The following is a 20936-nucleotide window of genomic DNA, read 5'->3' as shown; positions in this document are numbered from 1 at the left end:
TATCTCTGGCTCCATAGTTTTCATTCCCTGGCTCTAAGGCCGGATATTGCACCGCAATAGTCTTTCTTGCAACGCGGTACAGGATCGACGGGCACTGCGACCCTTTCCCAATAAATGCGGCCTGTAACGCGCCAGAGCGAGAAACAGTTTGGTTGGACCAACAGTGAAGGGGAAGTCATGAATAGTTTCAAAAAGGGAATGCCCGCATCGCGGCGCGATTTCCTGAAAACGGCTGCTGCAGCCGGCGCGGGCCTGTCGATGCCGGCGATCGTCAGCTCAAGCGTGCTGGCTTCGTCCGGTGAAATCAACATCATGATGTGGTCGGATTATCTGCCGGAAAGCTTCGTCAACGGCTTCACGGACAAGACCGGCATCAAGATCAACTTTACCGGCATCGGCTCCAACGAGGAGATCATCAACAAGCTAAAGGCGACGAACGGCGAAGGTTTCGACATCGTCTCTCCGACCGTGAACCGCAATCTTCTGTGGGCGGAACTTGGCTTGCTGCAGCCCTTCGACATGTCGAAGGTGGCGCTCGACAAGGTCAATCCGTCGATGGCGCTCGGCGAGACCCACTGGACCTTCGACGGCAAGGGCGTTTTCTGGCTCCCGCATATCTGGGGGACCGAGGGCATTGCCTGGCGGACGGACGCCTTCACGCCCGCAGGTGAATTCCCGAGCTACTACGATGTCTGGGACGAAGCCAACGCGGGCAAGACCATGGGCCGCGGGCATTCCATGCTGCTCGGCCTCGGGCTCGGTCTGGAAGGGCGCGGTGAACTGGCTCCGGGTTCCATGTGGGCGGCTTACGGAAGCCCCGAGAAGATGGATGAAGTCTGGACCAAGGTCGTCGACATCGCGATATCCAAGAAGCCCAACATCAAGCTGGTTTGGAACGATGCCGATACCCAGAAGAACGGACTTCTGAACGAGGGCGTGATCGTAGGTCAAACCTGGGATGGTCCTCCGCTCGCCCTGAAGACCGCCGGGGAACCGGTCATGTACCGGGCGCCGAAGGAAGGCGCAATGGCCTGGGTCGATGGCCTTGCCATGCCGACGGGTGCCAAGAACATCGACCAGATCTATGCCTTCATCGAGACGGCCTACGACGCGAAGCTCGCCGGCGAAGCCATCAAGACCCATGGCTACAACTCTCCGGTCGTCGGCGCTGCGGAATTCGGCGGTGAAGTCTATGCCAAGAACTTTGCCGACGCCTATCCGGGTGAAGCATTGGGCAACCTGAATGCCTGGCCGGCAGAAGCTCCCTGGTATTCTGAAAAACGCACCGAATTCACCAACAAGTTCCTGTCCGCGTAAGCCTTTCCCGCTTGAACGATGCAGGTTGCCAGGCGCATTGCGCCCGGCAACCTGTGACTTCGTCTTTTCCGCTTCCGCCACCCTTCTGAGAGTTCCATGGCCACAAGAGATATTGTTCTGGATCACGTTTCCATTCGTTTTGGGGCCTATACCGCGGTCGACAATGCCCATCTCGTCATCAAGGGCGGCGAGTTCTTTTCCTTCCTCGGACCATCCGGCTGCGGCAAGACAACCCTGTTGCGCTGTATTTCCGGATTTACCGATCCAACCGAAGGCCGCGTCCTGATCGGCGGTCAGGACATGAAGGGCATTGGGCCAAACAAGCGGCCGACCGCGCTCATTTTCCAGAACCTGGCCCTGTTTCCGCTGATGAGCGTGGCCGACAACATTGCCTTCCCGCTGGAAGTCAGGGGGATCGGCCGCAAGGACCGCCGCAAACGGGCTGATGAACTTCTCGACATGATCGCGCTTCCCGGTGTCGGTGACAAAAAGGTGCATGAGCTGTCGGGTGGTCAGAGACAGCGTGTTGCCATCGCCCGAGCGCTGGCGGTCGAGCCCGATATCCTGCTGCTCGACGAACCGCTCTCCGCACTCGATCTCAAGCTGCGCCATCACATGCGCACCGAATTGCGCGCGATCCAGCAGCGGGTGGGGCTGACCTTCATCTACATCACCCATGACCAGGGTGAGGCGCTGACTATGTCAGATCGAGTGGCCGTCATGAATTCCGGCGTGATCGAGCAGGTCGATCCGCCCGAGGCAATCTATAACCGGCCCAAGACTTCCTTTGTTGCTTCCTTCGTCGGCGAGACGAACGCCATCGAAGGCAAGGTTGTGGAGCAGACGGAGGCATTGGTTTCTGTCGATACGCTTCTTGGCCGTCTGCAGGGGCGGGCAGCCGGAGGCCGCCAGTACAAATCGGGCGATACCTGCATTCTCTTCGTCAGACCGGAGCAATTGAGCCTGGACGGCGGAACTCAGAACACGCTCTCGGCAAACTGGGTCAAGGAAGAGTTCGAGGGCAACTCGCGTCAGGTATTCCTTGAGGCGAACGGTGTGCAATTGCGGCTCACCCGGGTCAATCTTGGCGGCGCTGAAGATCGCCTTTCGGGCGGGGCTGTATCGGTCGGCTTCACACCCGAGCAGGCGATCGTCCTTCCCCATGGCGCTTTGGCGGGGGCGTAGGCATGAAGACCCTTCAAAACGTCTTCCGCCAGATTTCCGGCAAACACGGGCTCGGAGCCGCATCATTCGTTGCCGTTGTCGTTCTTTTCTGGGTGATCTGCCTGATCACGCTGCCACAGATCGCAATGCTCGACTATTCATTCCGCTTCAATCTGCCGGCCGCCGATGTCGGCGGACCACAGGATGTCTATACGCTTGATAATTACGCCTATTTTTTTCAGGGTAACGACGGAACGGTCAATGCGCTCGATATTGGCATCCTGGTCAAGACGCTATTTGCCGCGATCTTCGTGACCTGCATCGATATCCTGCTGTGTTATCCGATAGCCTTTATCCTTGCTCATTCGGCAACGGGTGTTGCTGCGCGGATGATGGTCATCGGCCTGATCGTCCCCTTCTGGGTCAACGAGATCCTGCGTGCCTTTGCCTTCCGTGTGCTCTTCGGGGCGACGGGGCTCATCAATGGCATCGGTACATCAATGGGGCTTTGGGACCAGCCCATCGACTTCATCAGGGCCGATGTCGCGCTCTATTCCGGGCTCACCTACGCCTACATTCTCCTGATGGTGTTTCCGATCTTCAACGCGGTCGAGGCGCTTGACCGGAACCAGATCGAAGCTGCGCGGGATATGGGCGCAAGCTGGTGGCGCGTCCACTGGCGGGTGGTGTTGCCGGTTGCCAAACCCGGTATCGCGTCCGGAGCGACCATGGTCTTCATGCTGACGGCAGGCGCATTGGCTGCCCCGCAGATCCTGGGCGGGCCCTCGAACCTCTGGTTCACCCAGCTGATCTACCAGTGGTTCAACGAAAGCGCCAACTGGCAGCGCGGTTCGGCCTATGCCGTGATCCTCCTGATTGTCTGCATTTCCTTCGTCATGATGCTGATGCGGGTCTTCAAGGTGTCCATCGGGGAGATCGGCCGATGAACCGGGGCGCAGGCGGCGGCTTCTTCGCGGCGGGTTTTTCCCTGCTCTTTTTCTCGTTCCTCTTCGGACCGTTGATCATCATGGTGATCACGGCCTTCAATTCCTCGTCCTTTCCGAGGATCGCTCCGTGGGAGTGCTTCACGACCGAGTGGTTCGGCGTGCTCTTCGCCAATGACCGGCTGATGAGCGGATTGGCCAACAGCCTGGTCATCGCCGTCAGCGTTGTTGTCATCGCGGTTCCGATCGGCCTCGCCGGAGCACTGGCCTTGTCGGAACTTGGCCCGAAGCTGCGCGCTGCGCTTTATACGGTGCTGATCACGCCGATCCTCATTCCCGGTGTCGTGCTCGGCATTTCGACCATCGTTTTCTGGGGCGCGTTCGGACGGGCGGTCGGCGCGGATTACGGCACCATCTTCTATAACGGCATGTTCCTGACGCTTGCCGGGCAGGTAACCTTCATATCCGCCTATGCGATGCTGGTGTTCCTCGCCAGACTGCAGCGTTTCGATCCGATCCTGACGGAAGCCGCTCTCGATCTCGGAGCGACACCGGGGCAGGCCTTCCGCAAGATCCTGCTGCCGTTCTTGTGGCCAGCCATCGGTTCGGCGGCCTTCCTGACCTTCCTCGCGTCCTTCGAGAACTACAACACCACCGTCTTCACGATCCTGTCCGGCAACACCTTCACGACGGCTCTTGCTTCCAAGGTCCGGCATGGGACGGACCCGTCCCTGTCGGCGCTCGCGGTGATCATCATCGGCATCACGCTGATCGGTGCCGTGGTGCACGAAGCCCATATGCGCCGCAAGGAAGTGCTGCGGACCGGAACGACGGCGAGGTCACGTGTCTATGGCAATCCGGTGCTGCGGATACTCGTCCATCCGCTCCCGGTCCTTTTGATCCTACTGGGGATCGCTGGTTTCGCCATTTATCAGGGCACGCAGCATGACGCAGGTGTCTGCAAACAGCAGATTCTCGACGATAAGCGCGCGCGTCAGGAGCAACTCCTGGAGGAGCAGCGCCGGAAAATGGAAGCTTCGCAGCAGGAACAGGCTCCAGCTACCGGAACGCCGGCGGAAGCTCCCATCAAGGCCAATCCTTCGCCCTTCGGAAACGCTTTCAATCCCAATGGTCTCGCACCGAACAAGTGAAGCTGGCGGAGATCAGAGAAGCACTGCGGATGGTAACCTGCGAGCCCATGAAAGGCGTACCTTGTGGCTGCAGGATCATGCCGGTTTCGTTGTCTACTGGCCCGAGAGCCGGGCCAGCAGCACGGCAACGCTCTTCACCTGGAATTTCTTGAGAAGCCGGGCGCGCACATCCTCTACCGTGCGCGGCGAAATGCCGAGGATACGGCCCATTTCCTTGCTGGTCTTGCCTTGCGACAGCAGGAGCAGAACCTCGCGTTCACGTGGCGTGAGCTGTGGGCCGGCGGTGGCATTGTCGATCAGGGCGAAGCTCAGCACGATCCGGGCGAGCGGGGTTTCCGGTGTCAGGGTGCGGGCGCGGAAGCGGCACCAGATCGGTGTGCCGTCTGACCGGCGCATCAGCCGTTCATCCGTATAGGGCAGGGACCGGCGCAAGGGCTCCAGACCGATGTCACGGATCTGGTGGAATTCCTGGTCCGTGCCGTAGAGCTGCCGAAAACTCTGGCCGATCAGCTCGTCTTTGCGGAATCCGAACATCTCGGCAAAGGTCTGATTGCAGGTGCGGATGACCCGGTGCTCGGTCAGGGCGAGGCCCATCGGGGCGTTGTCGAAGGCAAGCTGGTCGAGATCTTCCATGTCACCGTGTTCCTACGGTATTGGCACCGTAGTTGGACGGTAGCATAGTTATCGTCGCTTTTTCCAATGGAGGCTTTGCCGGGATGCCGCTTGCAGACGATCTGGTCAGGGAAATCGACGCACGGCGTGATGATCTCATTGCGTTGACCCAGGATCTTCTGCGCATTCCGACGCTCAACCCACCGGGCGAAAACTACCGCGAGATCTGCGACTATCTGCAGAAGCGGCTGGCAGCCTCAGGCTTCGACGTCGAACTGATCCGCGCCCATGGCACGCCGGGGGACAGCGACAGGTACCCACGCTGGAACGTCGTTGCGCGCCGCGATGGTGACCGGCCCGGGGAATGTGTGCATTTCAACAGCCATATAGACGTCGTCGACGTCGGCCACGGCTGGACGAAGGACCCCTTCGGCGGCGAGCTGGAGGACGGCAAGATCTATGGCCGAGGCGCTTGCGACATGAAGGGTGGTCTTGCCGCAAGCATTGTCGCGGCGGAAGCCTTTCTTGCCGTTTGCCCGGATTTTTCCGGTGCCATCGAGATCAGCGGCACGGCGGACGAGGAGTCCGGCGGCTATGGCGGGGTCGCCTATCTTGCCGGCAAGGGTTATTTCAGCCCGTCCCGCGTCCAGCATGTCATCATTCCAGAACCCCTCAACAAGGACAGGATCTGTCTCGGCCATCGCGGCGTCTGGTGGGCGGAGGTGGAAACCTTCGGCGAGATCGCTCATGGTTCGATGCCCTTCCTCGGCGACTGTGCTGTCCGCCACATGGGGGCGGTGATCGAGGAGATGGAGCAGAGCCTGTTCCCGGCGCTCGCTCAGAAGCGGACAGAAATGCCTGTTGTGCCGGAAGGTGCACGCCAGTCAACGCTCAACATCAATTCCATTCATGGCGGCCAATCGGAAGGCGATGCGGATTTCACCGGCCTTCCCAGCCCATGCGTGCCGGACAGCTGCCGCATGGTGATCGACCGCCGCTTCCTGCTGGAAGAGGACATCGACGAGGTCCAGGCGGAAATTTTTGAGGTTCTGAAGACGGTCGAGGGCCGGCGCGACAAGTTCCGCTATGACATTCGTGAACTGCACCGGGTGTTGCCCACCATGACGGAAAAGGATGCGCCCGTGGTGCGTACGGTTGCAAGGGCCATCGAGGAGACGATGGGGCGCGAGGCGCAATACGTGGTGAGCCCGGGCACCTACGACCAGAAGCATATCGACCGGATCGGCAAACTGAAAAATTGCATCGCCTATGGCCCGGGCATTCTGGATCTGGCACATAAACCGGATGAATATGTCGGAGTGGAGGACATGCTCGACTCGGCGAAGGTGATGGGACGGTCCCTGATCGACCTTCTGACCGGCGAGGGCGGGCAGCCTTTAGAAAAAGGGGGAAGTCATGCGTTTGCGTAATGTTGGAATGGGCCTCGTCAGCGCGCTGGCGCTGGCAGCCAGCATGGGTCTGGCCCATGCCAAGAGCGACATCGTCGTTGCCATGCAGCTGGAACCGCCGCATCTGGACCCGACCAGCGCCGCAGCCGGTGCCATCGATTCCGTCCTTTATTCCAATGTCTTCGAAGGCCTCACCCGTTTCGGGCCGGATGGCTCTGTCATTCCGGGTCTCGCCGAGAGCTGGGAAATCTCCGAGGACGGCAAGACCTATACGTTCAAGCTCCATGAAGGCGTCAAGTTCCACGACGGCACGGAGATGAACGCCGAAGACGTCAAATTCAGCCTCAACCGCGCCCGCGCCGACGACAGCCAGAACGCCCAAAAGCCGCTCTTTGCCGGCATCCAGACCGTCGAGGTCGTCGATCCGCTGACAGTCAAGGTCACGCTGGCCGAGCCGAACGGCAGTTTTCTCTTCAACATGGCGTGGGGCGATGCGGTCATCGTCGCCCAGGAAAGCATCGCGGACATCAAGACAAAGCCGGTCGGCACCGGTGCCTTCAAGTTCACCGACTGGGTCCAGGGCGACAAGATCGATCTTGAGAAGAACGCCGACTACTGGGGCGAACCGGCCAAGCTCGACAAGGTCACCTTCAAGTTCATCTCCGACCCGACTGCGGCGTTCGCGGCCGTGATGGCGGAAGACGTCAACGCCTTTGTCGGCTTCCCGGCACCGGAAAACCTGCCGCAATTTGAAGCTGATCCGCGCTTCCAGGTGCTGGTCGGATCGACCGAAGGCGAGACCATCCTTGCCGCCAACAACAAGCTGCCGCCGCTCGACAACATCAAGGTGCGCGAGGCAATCGCCCACGCCATCGACCGGCAGGCGATCATCGATGGGGCCATGTTCGGCTACGGCACGCCGATCGGCACCCATTTCGCGCCGCATAATCCGGACTATGTCGATCTGACGGCCAACAGCCAGTACGACCCGGAACTTTCCAAGAAGCTGCTGGCAGAAGCAGGTTTCGCGGACGGTTTCACCACCACGCTGAAACTGCCGCCGCCCTCCTATGCCCGCAGGGGCGGAGAGATCATTGCGGCACAGCTCCGGGCCATCGGCATCGAGACCGAGATCACCAATCTGGAATGGGCCCAGTGGCTGGAGCAGGTGTTCAAGGGCAAGGACTTTGGCCTCACCATCGTCAGCCATACGGAGCCGATGGATATCGGCATCTATGCCCGCCCGGACTACTACTTCCAGTATGACAAGCCCGAGTTCCAGAAGCTGTTCGCGGACCTGACCGCCGAAAATGATCCGGAAAAGCGGTCCGGCCTCCTGAAACAGGCCCAGGAGATGATCTCCAAGGATTACGTGAATTCCTACCTGTTCCAGCTCGCATTCCCGACTGTCGCCAATGCCAAGATCAAGGGGCTCTGGGAGAACCAGCCGACCCAGGCAACGGATCTGACGGCGGTCTACTGGGAAGACTGACCCATACGCTGCAAAAGAGTGTCCGCGCCGGTGTGCGGACACTTACCCCGTCACGTCCTTCACGCCTTCGCCGGACTGCCGGCAGGCAAATAGCGCGGTCATGCTGCAATACTTCCTGAAACGCCTGCTGTCCCTGGGGCTGAGCCTCGTGGCCGCGTCCGTGGTGATCTTCCTGGCGCTGGAAGTCGTCCCGGGCGATCCCGCGGCCTATATGCTCGGCCTCAACGCGCAGGAAGACACGCTCGCCGCCCTGCGCCAGGAACTTGGCTTGGGCGGCAGCATTCTGGAACGGTATCTTTCCTGGGCCGGCGGGTTGCTCACCGGTGACTTCGGTACGTCCTATACCTATCGAACCCCCGTTGCCGGCATGATCGCGGATCGCCTCTGGGTCTCGCTGCCGCTGGCGCTCTACGCGCTCACCTTGAGCACACTGATTGCCTTTCCCGCCGGGATCTGGGCGGCCGCGCGCCGCGGCACGGCGGCCGATGCCTCCGTCATGGGTGTCACCCAGCTCGGCATCGCCATCCCGAATTTCTGGTTTGCCATGCTGATGGTGCTGGTCTTTGCCATCCAGCTGCGCTGGTTCTCCGCCGGTGGGTTTCCCGGCTGGGATGCGGGCTTTTTCGCTGCGATGAAGGCGCTTACCCTGCCGGCCATTGCGCTTGCTCTGCCTCAGGCCAGCATCCTCACACGGGTGATGCGCTCCAGTCTGCTGGACACCTTGGGCGAGGACTTCATCCGTACTGCCCGCGCCAAGGGCCTTACGAAAAGCCAGGCGCTCTGGCGCCATGCCGTACGCAACGCGTTGATCCCGGTGCTGACGATCCTCGGCCTGCAGTTCTCCTTCCTGCTGGCGGGTGCCATCATCATCGAAAATGTCTTCTTCCTGCCGGGCCTCGGCCGTCTGGTGTTCCAGTCGATCAGCGCGCGCGATCTGATCGTGGTCGAGAGTGTCGTGATGTTGCTGGTCTTCGCGGTGATCATGGTGAATTTCGCGGTCGACATGGCTTATGCCTGGGTCGACCCACGGCTCAGGAGGCGTCGCTGATGAGCGCTTTCCTGCACAGCCGCACCCTGCTGCCCGGTGCCGTCCTGACGCTGGTCTTTACCCTGGCCGCACTGGTCAGCCTTGTCTGGGTGCCCTACGACATCACCGTGCTCGACATCGCGAACCGGATGAAACCGCCAACCTGGGCGCATCCCTTCGGCACGGATCAGTTCGGCCGCGATATCCTCAGCATGATCATGGAAGGTGCGCGCACCTCGATTGCCGTGGCACTTGTCGCCGTCGGCATCGGCATGATTGCCGGAGTGCCGCTGGGGCTCGCCGCGGCCGCAAGGAAGGGCGGGCTGCTTGACGAAGTCATCATGCGGGCCAACGATCTGGTCTTCGCCTTCCCCAGCCTTCTGATCGCGGTGATGATCACCGCCGTCTTCGGCGCGTCGGCTCTGAACGCCATCATCGCCATCGGCATCTTCAACATCCCGGTCTTTGCCCGGCTGACGCGCGGGGCGGCGCTATCGCTGTGGAGCCGGGAGTACATCCTGGCGGCGCGGGTTGCAGGCAAGGGACCGGCGCGGATCTCGTTGGAACATATCCTGCCCAATGTCGCCAATCTGCTGATCGTCCAAGGCACCATCCAGTTCTCGCTCGGCATCCTGGCGGAGGCTGGTCTCAGTTATGTCGGGCTTGGCGCGCAGCCGCCGGTCGCCAGCTGGGGGCGGATGCTGGCCGACAGCCAGACAATGATTTCGCTCGCGCCCCGTCTGGCTCTGTTTCCGGGCCTTGCGATCCTTTTCACCGTGCTCGGTCTCAATCTGCTCGGCGACGGCCTCAGGGATATTCTCGATCCGAAACTCAGGAGAGCACGCAGATGAGCCTCCTGAAGATCGAGAACCTGCATCTCGCCATTCACGGTGCAACGATCCTGGACGATGTGTCGATGGTAGTTGCGCCCGGCCGCATTCTCGGCGTCATCGGCGAAAGCGGATCGGGGAAGTCGATCACAGCCTTTTCCGTGTTGCAGCTTCTGCCGGGCGGAGCCAGGTGCTCAGGCCGGATCACGCTTTCCGGCAAGGACATCCTGTCTCTTTCGGAAGCCGAGCTTTGCGGCCTGCGAGGCAGGGAAGTCGGCATGGTGTTCCAGGAGCCCATGACCGCGCTCAATCCGCTGAAGACCATCGGTGATCAGGTGGCCGAGACGATCCTGATCCACGAGCGGGTCTCGAAGGCAGAGGCAAGAACCCGCGCGGCAGACGCTCTGCGGCGGGCGGAACTGCCCGAAGAACGCTTTCCGCTCAGCCGCTATCCGCATGAACTTTCCGGCGGCCAGCGCCAACGCGTCGTGATCGCCATGGCAATCGCCCTGAAGCCGAAACTTCTGATCGCGGATGAGCCGACAACAGCCCTCGACGTCACCACTCAGGCCCAGATCCTCGACCTCTTGAAGCGGCTCGTTGCCGAGGACGGCATGGGGCTCATGCTGATCAGCCACGATCTCGCCGTTGTGGCCGACCTTGCCGACGATCTGGTGATCATGCGGAGGGGTGAAGTGGTGGAAAGCGGGCCGGCGAAGGACCTCTTCCGCAACTTTCAGCATCCCTATTCCAGGGCCCTGCTGGCAGCCTCCAGCCATGTTCCGGAAAGAGATGCGGAATCTCTCGAAGTTCCCCTTCTGGAGGTACGGAACGTCGTTCGGGACTATGCCGGACACACCCATGGCTGGTGGGGCAAGCCGACGCACTTCCGGGCGGTCGATCATGTCAGCTTCGAAATCCGCAAGGGCGAGAGCCTCGGTCTTGTTGGCGAATCCGGCTGCGGCAAGTCCACATTGACGCGGGCGATCCTTGGACTTGAAGAGGTCCAGGGCGGCGAGATCCTGTTTGACGGCCTGCCGGTCTTTACCCATCACCACGCCAATGCAGCCGTGCGGCGGCGCATGCAGGTGGTTTTCCAGGATCCCTATGGCAGCTTCAATCCACGCTGGAAGGTGGACCGGCTGATCACAGAACCGTTCCATCTGCTGGAAAGGCCACCAACCGGTGCCGCGAAGGCCGCAGCCATTGCGGAGGCTCTGGAAAGCGTCGGCTTGAGTGCCGGTGATGCGGACAAATACATTCACGAGTTCTCCGGCGGCCAGCGCCAACGCATTGCCATCGCCCGGGCACTGATCATCAAGCCAGACCTGATCATCCTGGACGAGGCCGTGTCCGCGCTGGATGTCTCAGTCCGGGCGCAGGTGCTCGATCTGCTGGCAGATCTAAGCGACCGCTTCGGCCTGACCTATCTCTTCATCAGCCACGATCTCAGCGTCGTGCGTTCGATCACCGACCGGGTGCTGGTGATGAAATCCGGCAAGATCGTCGAGGAAGGCCCGACGGGCACCGTCTTCGACGATCCGCAACATCCTTACACACAACAGCTTGTCGCTGCCGCGCCCGTTCTGCCGGCCGAGGTGGCTTGACGCAATCAAAGAGCGGGAGGTGCTCATGACCCAGACCCTGGATCTCTGGTTCGATCCGGCCAAATGCCTGATCGGCGGCAAGTGGGTGGCGCCAGTCGGCGGGGAGGAACTGCCGCTCACCGATCCTTCCACCGGCGACCGCATCGGTGCGATTGCCAGAGGCACTGCCGCCGATATCGATGCCGCCGTTGAGGCTGCTGAAGCGGCGATGAAAGGCGAGTGGGGCAAAACGACAGCCGCTGAGCGGGGTCGGTTTCTGTTCCGCCTGCGGGAGCTGGTGCTGGAAAAGGTCGATCACCTGGCACGGATCGAAGCCATCGATGTCGGCAAGCCTTTGAAGCAGGCAAGGGCCGATGCCGTCGCGCTCGCCCGCTATCTGGAATTCTACGGCGGTGCCGCCGACAAACTCCACGGCGAGACCATTCCGTATCTTGACGGCTATACGGTTTATACCTTGCGCGAACCGCATGGGGTCACCGGACACATCGTGCCCTGGAACTACCCGATGCAGATCATCGGCCGTTCCGTCGGCGCGGCACTGGCGACAGGCAACGCCTGTGTCCTGAAACCGGCGGAGGACGCCTGCCTGACCGCGCTTGCCTTCGCCGATCTTGCCCGCGAGGCGGGATTGCCGGATGGTGCGCTGAACGTGGTTCCGGGGCTTGGCGCGGAAGCAGGGGCGGCACTCACCACCCATCCGCGCGTCCATCACATCAGCTTCACCGGCTCGGTCGCGACCGGTGTCCAGGTGCAGACGGCGGCGGCTAAGAATGTGGTGCCGGTGACGCTCGAACTCGGCGGCAAGTCGCCCCAGCTCGTTTTCGACGATGCCGATCTCGATGCTGCCCTGCCGTTCCTGGTCAATGCGGGCATCCAGAATGCCGGCCAGACCTGTTCAGCCTCATCCCGCATTCTGGTGCATCGGTCCCTGATCGATCAGGTGACGGAGAGGATGGCGGCCCGCTACGGCGCGCTGAAGGTGGGCCCGGCCCTCGCCGATCTCGATGTCGGTCCGCTGATCTCGGCAAAACAGAAAGGCATCGTCTCGAGCTTTCTGGACCGGGGCGCCGATCTTGAAAAGGCGGCGGAAGGCGTCCTGCAGGATGCACCTGATGGCGGCAACTACGTCCGGCCGACGCTCTTTGCCGGCGTCTCTCCGGCCCACGTTCTGGCCCGCGACGAAATCTTCGGCCCGGTTCAGGTGATCATACCCTTCGACGACGAGGACGAGGCGGTTTCCATCGCCAACGGCACGGATTACGGCCTTGTCGCCAGCATCTGGAGTCGCGACGGTGCGCGCCAGATGCGGGTGGCGAAGAAGATCCGCACCGGTCAGGTCTTCATCAACAATTACGGTGCCGGCGGTGGCGTCGAACTGCCCTTTGGCGGCATGAGCAAATCCGGCCACGGCAGGGAAAAGGGCTTCGAGGCGCTTTACGGCTTCACGACGCTGAAGACCGTTGCGGCCTATCACGGCTGAGGAATGCGTGACGCCGATTTGGTCTGATAGACCCAACCGTCGTCACCCCGGACGCAGCGTAGCGGAGATCCGGGGCCGGGGAGCCCAGATGCTCTCCCTCCAGGAATAAACAGATTTGAGTATGGCTCTCCGGTCCCGGCTCGCGCTTCGCTTGTCCGGGATGACGATGGAGAGGCAGGAAACAAGATCGGGAGCTTCGAATGAGACTTGAAGGAAAAACGGCAATTGTCACCGGCGGCGCTTCCGGCTTCGGTGCCGGGATCGTGCGCAAGTTCGCAGGTGAGGGCGCGAAAGTGATGATCGCGGACCTGAACATGGCCCTTGCCGAGGAGATCGCGGCCGAAGTGGGCGGCATCGCCATTCAGGCCGACGTCTCCAGCAATGACAGTGTCGCGCATATGGCCGACGTTGCCTCGTCGCTGCTCGGCAAGGTCGACATTCTCGTCAACAATGCGGGCATCACCCATCTGCCGAAGCCGATGCAGGATGTCACGGAAGAGGAGTTCGACCGGGTGCTCGCGGTCAATTGCAAGTCGGTCTACCTGACGGCGAAACATCTGGTGCCGGGCATGACCGAAGCGGGCAAAGGCGCGATCCTCAACGTTGCCTCGACTGCTGGTCTGAGCCCGCGTCCACGCCTTAACTGGTACAACGCCTCCAAGGGCTGGATGATCACTGCCACAAAGACCATGGCCGTTGAACTCGCTCCGTCGGGGGTTCGCGTCAACGCCATCTGCCCGGTCGCCGGCGAGACCCCGCTCCTGAAAAGCTTCATGGGCGAAGACACGCCGGAAATGCGCGCCAAGTTCCTCTCCACAATCCCCATCGGACGCTTCTCGACCCCGGAAGACATGGGCAACGCCGCCTGTTTCCTCTGCTCCGACGAGGCCAGCATGGTCACGGGCGTTGCAATGGAGGTCGACGGCGGGCGGTGTATCTGAATCGCAACAACGTGTGATAACTCCCCTTGCCGTCATTCCGGACGAGTGCAGCACATGCTGCACGAAGATCCGGGATGACGGTGGGGGAGGGGCTCGAACTTTCGTGCCCCGTTCCACGACCCTCCAAAACACATTTTCTCCAAATTAATTTCAGGCGGAAACCCCTGAAATCGCTCGTCATTTTTTCGTATGAAATGAATGCATTCAAAAAAATGAAACGTTTCATATTGACGTCGCAAATCACCCGTGCTTTCAATTGTGCAGCCTGATAGCGCCCCTGAAGCGGCGTGAGAGGTGCAGCCTTTTTGGGAGGAAAATCATGAAGTTATTGAAAATCGCTGCCGCGGCAGCGACCGGCCTCGCTTTGCTTGGTGGAACCGCTCTTGCCGATGACAAGCCGGTCGTCGGCCTGATCATGAAGTCGCTGGCCAACGAGTTCTTTCAGAACATGATGGTCGGTGCGGAAGAGCACCAGAAGAAGCGCGGCGACTATGAGCTGCTCGCCGTCGGTATGCAGAACGAAACCGACTTTGAATCTCAGATCAATGCGGTCGAAAACTTCATCACCCAGGGTGTCGACGCCATCGTCGTCGCCCCGGCCGACAGCCGCGCCATGGTGCGCCCGCTGAAGAAGGCGATGGAAGCCGGCATCGTCGTGGTGAACTTCGACGTCTCTCTGGACGAGGAAGCTAAGAAGCAGCAGGGCGTTGAACTGGCCTTTGTCGGCCCGGACAACCGCGGCGGCGCTAAGCTTGCCGGTGACGCGCTCGGCAAGAAGCTGGGCGAGGGCGGCAAGGTCGTCATCATCGAGGGCAACCCGGGCGCCGACAACGCGACCCAGCGCCGTCTCGGCTTTGAAGACAGCGTTGCCGAATACAAGCTCGACCTGCTCGACAGCCGCACGGCGCATTGGGAAACCGAAGAAGCCAACCAGGTCTTCGCAACCATGCTGACCGCCCATCCGGACATCCAGGGTGTGATGGCTGCAAACGACTCCATGGCCATCGGCGTCGTCAAGGCTCTGGAAAGTGCAGGCCGCACCGATATCGAAGTCGTCGGCTTCGACAACATCCCGGCCGTCGGCCCGATGATTGCGGACGGCCGCATGCTGGCAACTGTCGATCAGTTCGGCACCGACATGGCCGCCAACTCCATCGATCTTGCACTTGATGTGGTCTCCAGCGGCGAACAGCTGCAGGGCTGGGTCAAGACCCCGATCGAATTGGTGACTGCGAAGTAAGCAGTCTCAAGGACGCTCCCGCCCGGTCAGCTTCAGGGCGGGAGCTGTTTTCCATCAGATACGACTGGACGCACTATGGCAGCCGCATCGCTTGCCGCAGCGCCCGCCGCTGCAATTGACCGCCCCTTTCTCGCGGTCGAAGGTCTCAAGAAACATTTTGGCGGCGTGAAAGCCCTCGATGGGGTCAGCTTTTCGCTGGAAGAAGGCGAGGTTCACGCCCTTGTCGGCGAAAACGGTGCCGGCAAATCCACGTTGATCAAGATCCTGTCCGGTGTTTTTCCCTATGATGCCGGCGCAATCGAGCTGGCGGGCGAAGCCTACCGGCCGTCCAGCCCGCATGATGCCAAGGATCATGGTGTCCAGGTGGTGCATCAGGAATTCAATCTTCTGGACCACCTGACGATCGCCGAAAATATTTCCATCGAGCACCTGCCGAAAAACCGGTTCGGTCTGCTTGACCGCAAGGAAATGAACCGCCGCGCTCGAAAGGCGCTCGATGCCATCGGCCTTGGCGATATCGATGTCACCGCACCGGTGCGCTCGCTCGGCATCGCCCATCGCCAGCTTGTCGAAATCGCCCGGGCGCTGCAGTCAAAAAGCCGGATTCTCATCCTCGACGAGCCGACGGCGACGTTGACCGAACGCGAAACCAAACGCCTCTTCGATATTGTCGCCGGCATCAAGGCGGACGGTGTCACGGTGGTCTTCGTCTCCCACCATCTCGATGAAGTCTTTGCCATCTGCGACCGGGTGACCGTCTTCCGGAACGGCAAGACCATCGCCACCGATCTGATCAGCGAAACCACGCCCGAAGGCGTCGTCCAGCGCATGGTTGGGCGCAAGCTCGCCGCCGAGCTGGACGATCCGCTGGACGAACATGCCTTCGGCGGCAGCGCACTCCGCTTGGAAAACCTTATCACCTCGGCAAATCCGGGCAACAACGGCGTCACGCTTGACCTGCGCTACGGCGAAATTGTCGGCATTGCCGGCTTGGTCGGGGCAGGGCGCACCGAAATCCTGCGCGGCATCTTCGGCATCGATCCGGTCCGCTCCGGCAAGGTCTATCGCGATGGCGCGGAGGTCCGTTTCAAGGGCCCGCGCGATGCGATTGCCTCGGGCATCGGATTTGTCACAGAGGACCGCAAGGACGAAGGCCTGATCCTCGACATGCCGATTGCCGCCAACGTTTCGCTCGCCAATATCGGCGCCGTCTCGCGCTCCGGGCTCCTGCAGCTCGTCGCCGAGACCCGGCTTGCGCGGGAGGCCGGTGCAAAGCTGAAGCTCAAATACGGCCGCACGTCCGATGCCGCTTCCAGCCTGTCCGGCGGCAACCAGCAAAAGGTCGTTCTCGCCAAATGGCTGGCTCGGAACCCGAAAGTGCTGCTCCTGGATGAGCCGACCCGCGGCGTCGATGTCGGGGCCAAGGCGGAGATCTACGCCATCCTGAAGGACCTCGCCCGCGATGGCGTCGCGCTGCTGGTTGTCTCCTCGGAAATGCCGGAGCTGATGACATTGGCGGACCGCATCCTGGTGCTGGCCGAACACGAGATCCAGGGCGAATTGAAACGCCCGGATTTCTCCGAAGAAAACATCCTGAAACTGGCCTACGGGCAAACGCCGAGCGCCGGAGAAAACACCCAATGACATCCGAAACCCTGAACGAGACGGTCGCACCTGCGCCGAAATTCTCCGTCCGAACGGTGCTCCACAATGCAGGCATCGGCCTGGCGCTGCTGGCGCTCATTGTCTTCTTTTCGCTCTTCACCGAGCATTTCCTGACGCCGAACAACATCACCAACATCCTGACGCAGATCACCATCAACCTGGTGCTCGCCGTCGGCATGACCTTCGTCATCCTGATCGGCGGGATCGATCTGTCGGTCGGCTCGGTGATGGCCTTTGCCGCCGTCGTCGCCGGCAAGGCAATCACGCTGCCCGGCTTCGGACCGGCGGAGGCGATTGCACTTGCCGTGGTCGCGGCAACACTCACCGGTGTGCTCTGCGGGGTCCTGAACGGAGCGATCAGCGCCTATTGGTCGCTGCCGTCCTTCATAATCACGCTCGGCATGCTGAACATTGCCCGCGGCGCAGCCCTGCTGGTCTCCGAAGCGCAGACCATCTATTCCTTTCCTTACGCCTTCGAGGAATTCGGCTCGGCCATGATCTACGGCGTGCCGGTGGTGTTTTTGGTGGCGCTGCTGCTGGTTTTCGTTGCCTGGTTCGTGCTCAACTTCACGGTCTTCGGCCGCCTGATCTACGGCATCGGCAACAACGAGGAAGCCGTCCGTCTCGCCGGACACTCGGTCTCCCGCTACAAGATCGCCGCCTTCACCATCTGCGGCCTGACGGCCGGGATCGCCGCGGTGGTCTATATGGCGCGCCTCAACATCTCCAGCCCGATCGCCGGCATCGGTTTTGAGCTCAATGCCATTGCAGCCGTCATCATCGGCGGCACAAGCCTCAGCGGGGGTAGGGGCTCGGTCATCGGCACGCTGCTCGGCGCCTTCATCATCGGTGTGCTCGCCAACGGTCTCATCCTTATTGGCCTCAGCGACTTCATGCGCCAGATGATTACCGGGGTCGTCATCATCGTCGCCGTCGTTCTCGACTACTACCGCGCAAAGTACGCAGCCAAATGAAACGCACCGCTCTTCTAAACCGCCACTTGAGTGCGCTCGTCGCCTCGCTCGGCCACATGGACGAGGTCGTCGTCGCCGATGCTGGCCTGCCGGTGCCGGACGGGGTAAAGGTGATCGATCTTGCCGTCTCGGCAGGTATCCCGAGCTTCCGCGAAGTTCTGGTAGCGCTGCGCGCCGAACTCGTCATTGAAGGCGCCATCTGGGCCGACGAGGCCGCAGAAGATCTGTCCATGCAGATGCAGAGCGAGCTGGATGTCTGGTCGGCGGAGACGGGTCTTACCATTGCCGCGTCCCGCCTGCCGCATGACGACTTCAAACTGCGCACCCGAAAGGCGAAGGCGATCATCCGCACCGGCGAGGTCACGCCCTACGCCAATATCATTCTCATCAGCGGAGTTGCGTTTTGACGTCCGTTACCATTGTCGGCAGCATCAATATCGATCTCACCAGTTATCTCGACCGCTGGCCGAAGATCGGCGAGACCATTACCGTCCGTGAAACCATCACCACACTTGGCGGCAAGGGCGCCAACCAGGCGGTTGCTGCGGCCCGTCTCGGCGCCAAGGCCAACTTCATCGGCGCAGTCGGCTCGGACGGCTTCGGCAGCAAGGCGGCCGGGGACTTGCGGTCGGAAGGGGTCGGTGTTCTGCTCGCCGAATTGCCTGACACCTCGACGGGCCTTGCTTTCATCGATGTCGGTCCGGACGGGCAGAACGTGATCCGTCTGTCTTCCGGGGCCAATGGCGCACTTTCACCCGCCGATGTCGCCCGGCATGAAAATGTGATTGCGGCGAGCGCTGTCGTCCTGCTGCAGAACGAGATCGGACTTGCCGCCTCGTGGGAAGCGGCAAGGCTGGCCCGGAAAGCCGGAGCTCTGGTCGTCATGGACCCGGCACCCGCGCCCGATCCCATGTGGCCGCGGGAAGCCCTCACCGCCTTTGACGTCCTGACGCCGAATGCGGGCGAGGCCGGGGGCCTGCTTGGTGCGGAGCCCGCCACGCTCTCCGAAGCTCTTGAGGCGGCGAATGCCCTTCGGGGTCTCGGCCTTTCCGGAGCCATCGTCACCATGGGAGAGCAGGGTGTTGCCTGGTCCATTCGTGACAGCCGAGGGACACTTCCGGCACCGAAGGTCGACACGATCGATACGGTTGCTGCCGGCGATTGCTTCAACGGGGCCTTTGCCGCGCGTATTGCGGGCGGCGCATCCATCGAGGCGGCGATCGAGTTTGCCATGCGGGCTGCGGCGCTGGCGACCACGCGCAAGGGAGCTGCAGCCTCGCTGCCGCGCCTGGAAGAGCTGGAAGACCTGCGGACAGCCCGTTTCGCCTGAATGAAATCAAGCGCTTGATTGCAGCAGCGGGGAGTGGTTCAAGAAGAGCGTGCCCACGGGGAGAAACGCGCAGCATGCCAACCATCAAGGACGTCGCACGCAAGGCAGGTGTCTCTGTCGGGACCGTCTCGCGCGTCCTCTCCAAGAACGAAACCGTCAAGCAGCCGCTGAAGGAGCGGGTGCTGGCGGCCATGGCAGAGCTGCACTACAAACCGAACCTTGCCGCCCGGGCACTTAGAACCAACTCCATCGACGTCATCGGGCTGGTGGTGCCGGACATCACCAACCCGTTCTTCGCCCAGCTTGCCAAGAACATCGAAATGGAAGCCGGCAAGCGCGGCCATTCGGTGATGCTGGCGAATTCCCATGACGATGAAGAGGCCGAGAAGACCCAGATTGCGGCGCTGTTAGACCGGGCGGTCTGCGGTGTCATTGTCGTCGCAACCTCCGACAGCACCCAGCGCCACAAGACCGACGTGCCGATCGTCTCCCTCGACCGCCGCTTCGGTCCCTATCCGCTCGTCGCGACCGATCACGGCGACGGGTCGGCGAAAATCGCCGATCACCTCGTCGGACTGGGACATCGCCGCATCGCCTATATCGGCGGCCCGCAATCGATGGAAGTAGCCCGCCAACGGCGCGATGGTTTTGTTTCGCGCATCGAGGCGCTTTCTACACCGGCCGATCCCATCGCTTTGACTGTCCACGAAGGCCAGTTCGACTACGATTCCGGCGAGGAAATTGGTCGCACGCTTCTAAACGCGGCGCTGGACACCCGTCCAACGGCCATCGCCGCCGCCAGTGACCAGCAGGCCATCGGCGTCCTGCGCTGCGCCCGCGACCTGAAGATTGCCGTCCCGGCCGATCTTTCCGTCACCGGCTTCGATGATATTACCCTGGCCTCGCTCGTCGTCCCGCGACTGACGACGCTGAGGCAGCCAATCGAACAATTGGCCGGATCCGCAGTGGAACGGATATTCGCAGGCGATGTCGCTTCCGACGAGTCGATTGCCGGTGAGGTGGTGGTGCGGGAGTCGACAGCGGCGGTTTGAGCTGTCTTACGCAAACGCCTGCGCATCGACGTGATGCCCTTGGCTGCAAAATTTCTCCGAAAGAACTGCAAACAATCTACGACGCCAGAGCTTAATCCGGCTGTTCTAACGCCACAACGTCGTATCAAAATTGTGCAGTCCGGAGGGGGCGCTGATGAAACACATTGGGAAAATGATCCTGTTGACTGCCCTAGCCGCAGTGAGCCTGATCGCGTTTCTCAGCTACAGCGGCTTTTGTTTTTCCGAGAAACGCTACTTTTCAGAGACTGAATTGTACGAGATTGCAGTGTTTGACGCTTACAGTTCCGTTTTCTTCCAGCCGGGCAAGATTCCACCAACCGGTCAAGATCGAAGTTGGGAAAAGGTCAAGGAGTTCGTGAAGTCCAGCCGGGACTGCTGCAAAATTCTCTATACTTTCGACGATTATCTGCAGTCGGAAGAGTACCGCGTCAAAGCCGGTAACTTCGAAGGCTATTTCTTTCCAGGTTTCTTCGGCAGGCTTTTCGGTTGCGAGAGCTACCTGGTTGAAATCCGCTACATCGGCACTCGTCAGGTTTACACGGAGTTTGATGAGCCTGGGCCTCGTGTTGTCTACCGCATTTTGGGGGCTTGCGGCCGGGTTCTGTAATTTCTTTTGAGGCAGCTAGTTCAGACACATGAAGAATTGGATCGACGACCAAGTTTAAGGAACGGTCAGCATC

At 61.1% G+C, this 20936-nt stretch carries 19 protein-coding genes; 18 read left to right on the top strand and 1 reads right to left on the bottom strand.

Annotated features, from left to right (window positions below; translation table 11 throughout):
* Nucleotides 1–177 precede the first annotated feature (177 nt).
* The 4 genes from ACX3M4_RS07760 to ACX3M4_RS07745 all read left to right on the top strand — a co-directional run bounded on the left by ACX3M4_RS07760 (nucleotide 178) and on the right by ACX3M4_RS07745 (nucleotide 4576).
* Nucleotides 178–1317, top strand: coding sequence for a substrate-binding domain-containing protein (locus tag ACX3M4_RS07760; protein WP_459358010.1), 1140 nt, complete (start codon nucleotides 178–180; stop codon nucleotides 1315–1317).
* A 96-nt stretch (nucleotides 1318–1413) separates the two neighbouring features.
* Nucleotides 1414–2502: an ABC transporter ATP-binding protein gene (locus tag ACX3M4_RS07755; protein ID WP_459358009.1), complete on the top strand. Its 1089-nt coding sequence runs from the start codon at nucleotides 1414–1416 to the stop codon at nucleotides 2500–2502.
* 2 nt (nucleotides 2503–2504) lie between these two features.
* Nucleotides 2505–3428 (top strand): ABC transporter permease, encoded by a 924-nt coding sequence (locus ACX3M4_RS07750; protein WP_459358008.1) that lies wholly within the window; start codon nucleotides 2505–2507, stop codon nucleotides 3426–3428.
* Nucleotides 3425–4576, top strand: coding sequence for an ABC transporter permease (locus ACX3M4_RS07745; RefSeq protein ID WP_459358007.1), 1152 nt, complete (start codon nucleotides 3425–3427; stop codon nucleotides 4574–4576). The genes ACX3M4_RS07750 and ACX3M4_RS07745 overlap by 4 nt, the downstream gene beginning before the upstream one ends.
* A 93-nt stretch (nucleotides 4577–4669) precedes the next feature.
* On the opposite strand, the gene ACX3M4_RS07740 is transcribed toward ACX3M4_RS07745, so the two are convergent.
* Entirely contained in the window at nucleotides 4670–5209 is a 540-nt protein-coding gene (locus ACX3M4_RS07740; RefSeq protein WP_459358006.1) for a helix-turn-helix transcriptional regulator, read from the bottom strand.
* 83 nt (nucleotides 5210–5292) lie between these two features.
* Between ACX3M4_RS07740 and ACX3M4_RS07735 the strand changes: the two genes are divergently transcribed.
* From ACX3M4_RS07735 to ACX3M4_RS07670, 14 genes are all read left to right on the top strand, one after another.
* Entirely contained in the window at nucleotides 5293–6618 is a 1326-nt protein-coding gene (locus tag ACX3M4_RS07735; protein ID WP_459358005.1) for an acetylornithine deacetylase/succinyl-diaminopimelate desuccinylase family protein, read from the top strand.
* A complete protein-coding gene (locus tag ACX3M4_RS07730) occupies nucleotides 6605–8089 on the top strand; it encodes an ABC transporter substrate-binding protein (RefSeq protein ID WP_459358004.1) in 1485 nt (494 codons plus the stop codon). Before ACX3M4_RS07735 ends, ACX3M4_RS07730 begins: the two co-directional genes overlap by 14 nt.
* Before the next feature lie 100 nt (nucleotides 8090–8189).
* Nucleotides 8190–9137, top strand: a complete 948-nt coding sequence (locus tag ACX3M4_RS07725; protein WP_459358003.1) for an ABC transporter permease — start codon at nucleotides 8190–8192, stop codon at nucleotides 9135–9137.
* Nucleotides 9137–9967, top strand: a complete 831-nt coding sequence (locus ACX3M4_RS07720) for an ABC transporter permease (RefSeq protein WP_459358002.1) — start codon at nucleotides 9137–9139, stop codon at nucleotides 9965–9967. The genes ACX3M4_RS07725 and ACX3M4_RS07720 overlap by 1 nt, the downstream gene beginning before the upstream one ends.
* The gene (locus ACX3M4_RS07715) at nucleotides 9964–11553 is read left to right on the top strand and encodes an ABC transporter ATP-binding protein (RefSeq protein WP_459358001.1); all 1590 of its coding nucleotides are present in this window, start codon (nucleotides 9964–9966) and stop codon (nucleotides 11551–11553) included. The genes ACX3M4_RS07720 and ACX3M4_RS07715 overlap by 4 nt, the downstream gene beginning before the upstream one ends.
* Before the next feature lie 25 nt (nucleotides 11554–11578).
* Complete coding sequence (locus ACX3M4_RS07710) at nucleotides 11579–13033, top strand: aldehyde dehydrogenase family protein (protein WP_459358000.1); 1455 nt, start codon at nucleotides 11579–11581, stop codon at nucleotides 13031–13033.
* Nucleotides 13034–13233: 200 nt separating this feature from the next.
* A complete protein-coding gene (locus ACX3M4_RS07705; protein ID WP_459357999.1) occupies nucleotides 13234–13974 on the top strand; it encodes an SDR family oxidoreductase in 741 nt (246 codons plus the stop codon).
* A 319-nt stretch (nucleotides 13975–14293) separates the two neighbouring features.
* Nucleotides 14294–15214 carry a substrate-binding domain-containing protein gene (locus ACX3M4_RS07700; RefSeq protein WP_459357998.1) on the top strand — a complete coding sequence of 307 codons (921 nt, stop codon included), beginning with the start codon at nucleotides 14294–14296 and terminating at the stop codon, nucleotides 15212–15214.
* 75 nt (nucleotides 15215–15289) lie between these two features.
* Nucleotides 15290–16858 (top strand): sugar ABC transporter ATP-binding protein, encoded by a 1569-nt coding sequence (locus ACX3M4_RS07695; RefSeq protein WP_459357997.1) that lies wholly within the window; start codon nucleotides 15290–15292, stop codon nucleotides 16856–16858.
* Nucleotides 16855–17853 (top strand): ABC transporter permease, encoded by a 999-nt coding sequence (locus ACX3M4_RS07690; protein ID WP_459357996.1) that lies wholly within the window; start codon nucleotides 16855–16857, stop codon nucleotides 17851–17853. The genes ACX3M4_RS07695 and ACX3M4_RS07690 overlap by 4 nt, the downstream gene beginning before the upstream one ends.
* Entirely contained in the window at nucleotides 17850–18260 is a 411-nt protein-coding gene (gene rbsD / locus ACX3M4_RS07685) for a D-ribose pyranase (RefSeq protein WP_459357995.1), read from the top strand. Before ACX3M4_RS07690 ends, rbsD begins: the two co-directional genes overlap by 4 nt.
* Nucleotides 18257–19183 carry a ribokinase gene (rbsK, locus tag ACX3M4_RS07680; RefSeq protein ID WP_459357994.1) on the top strand — a complete coding sequence of 309 codons (927 nt, stop codon included), beginning with the start codon at nucleotides 18257–18259 and terminating at the stop codon, nucleotides 19181–19183. Before rbsD ends, rbsK begins: the two co-directional genes overlap by 4 nt.
* Nucleotides 19184–19257: 74 nt before the next feature.
* Complete coding sequence (locus ACX3M4_RS07675) at nucleotides 19258–20235, top strand: LacI family DNA-binding transcriptional regulator (protein WP_459357993.1); 978 nt, start codon at nucleotides 19258–19260, stop codon at nucleotides 20233–20235.
* 154 nt (nucleotides 20236–20389) lie between these two features.
* Complete coding sequence (locus tag ACX3M4_RS07670) at nucleotides 20390–20863, top strand: hypothetical protein (RefSeq protein ID WP_459357992.1); 474 nt, start codon at nucleotides 20390–20392, stop codon at nucleotides 20861–20863.
* Nucleotides 20864–20936: the final 73 nt, after the last annotated feature.

This window comes from Roseibium sp. M-1 (assembly GCF_054515675.1).
This window is presented reverse-complemented; position numbering and strand designations above follow the sequence as displayed.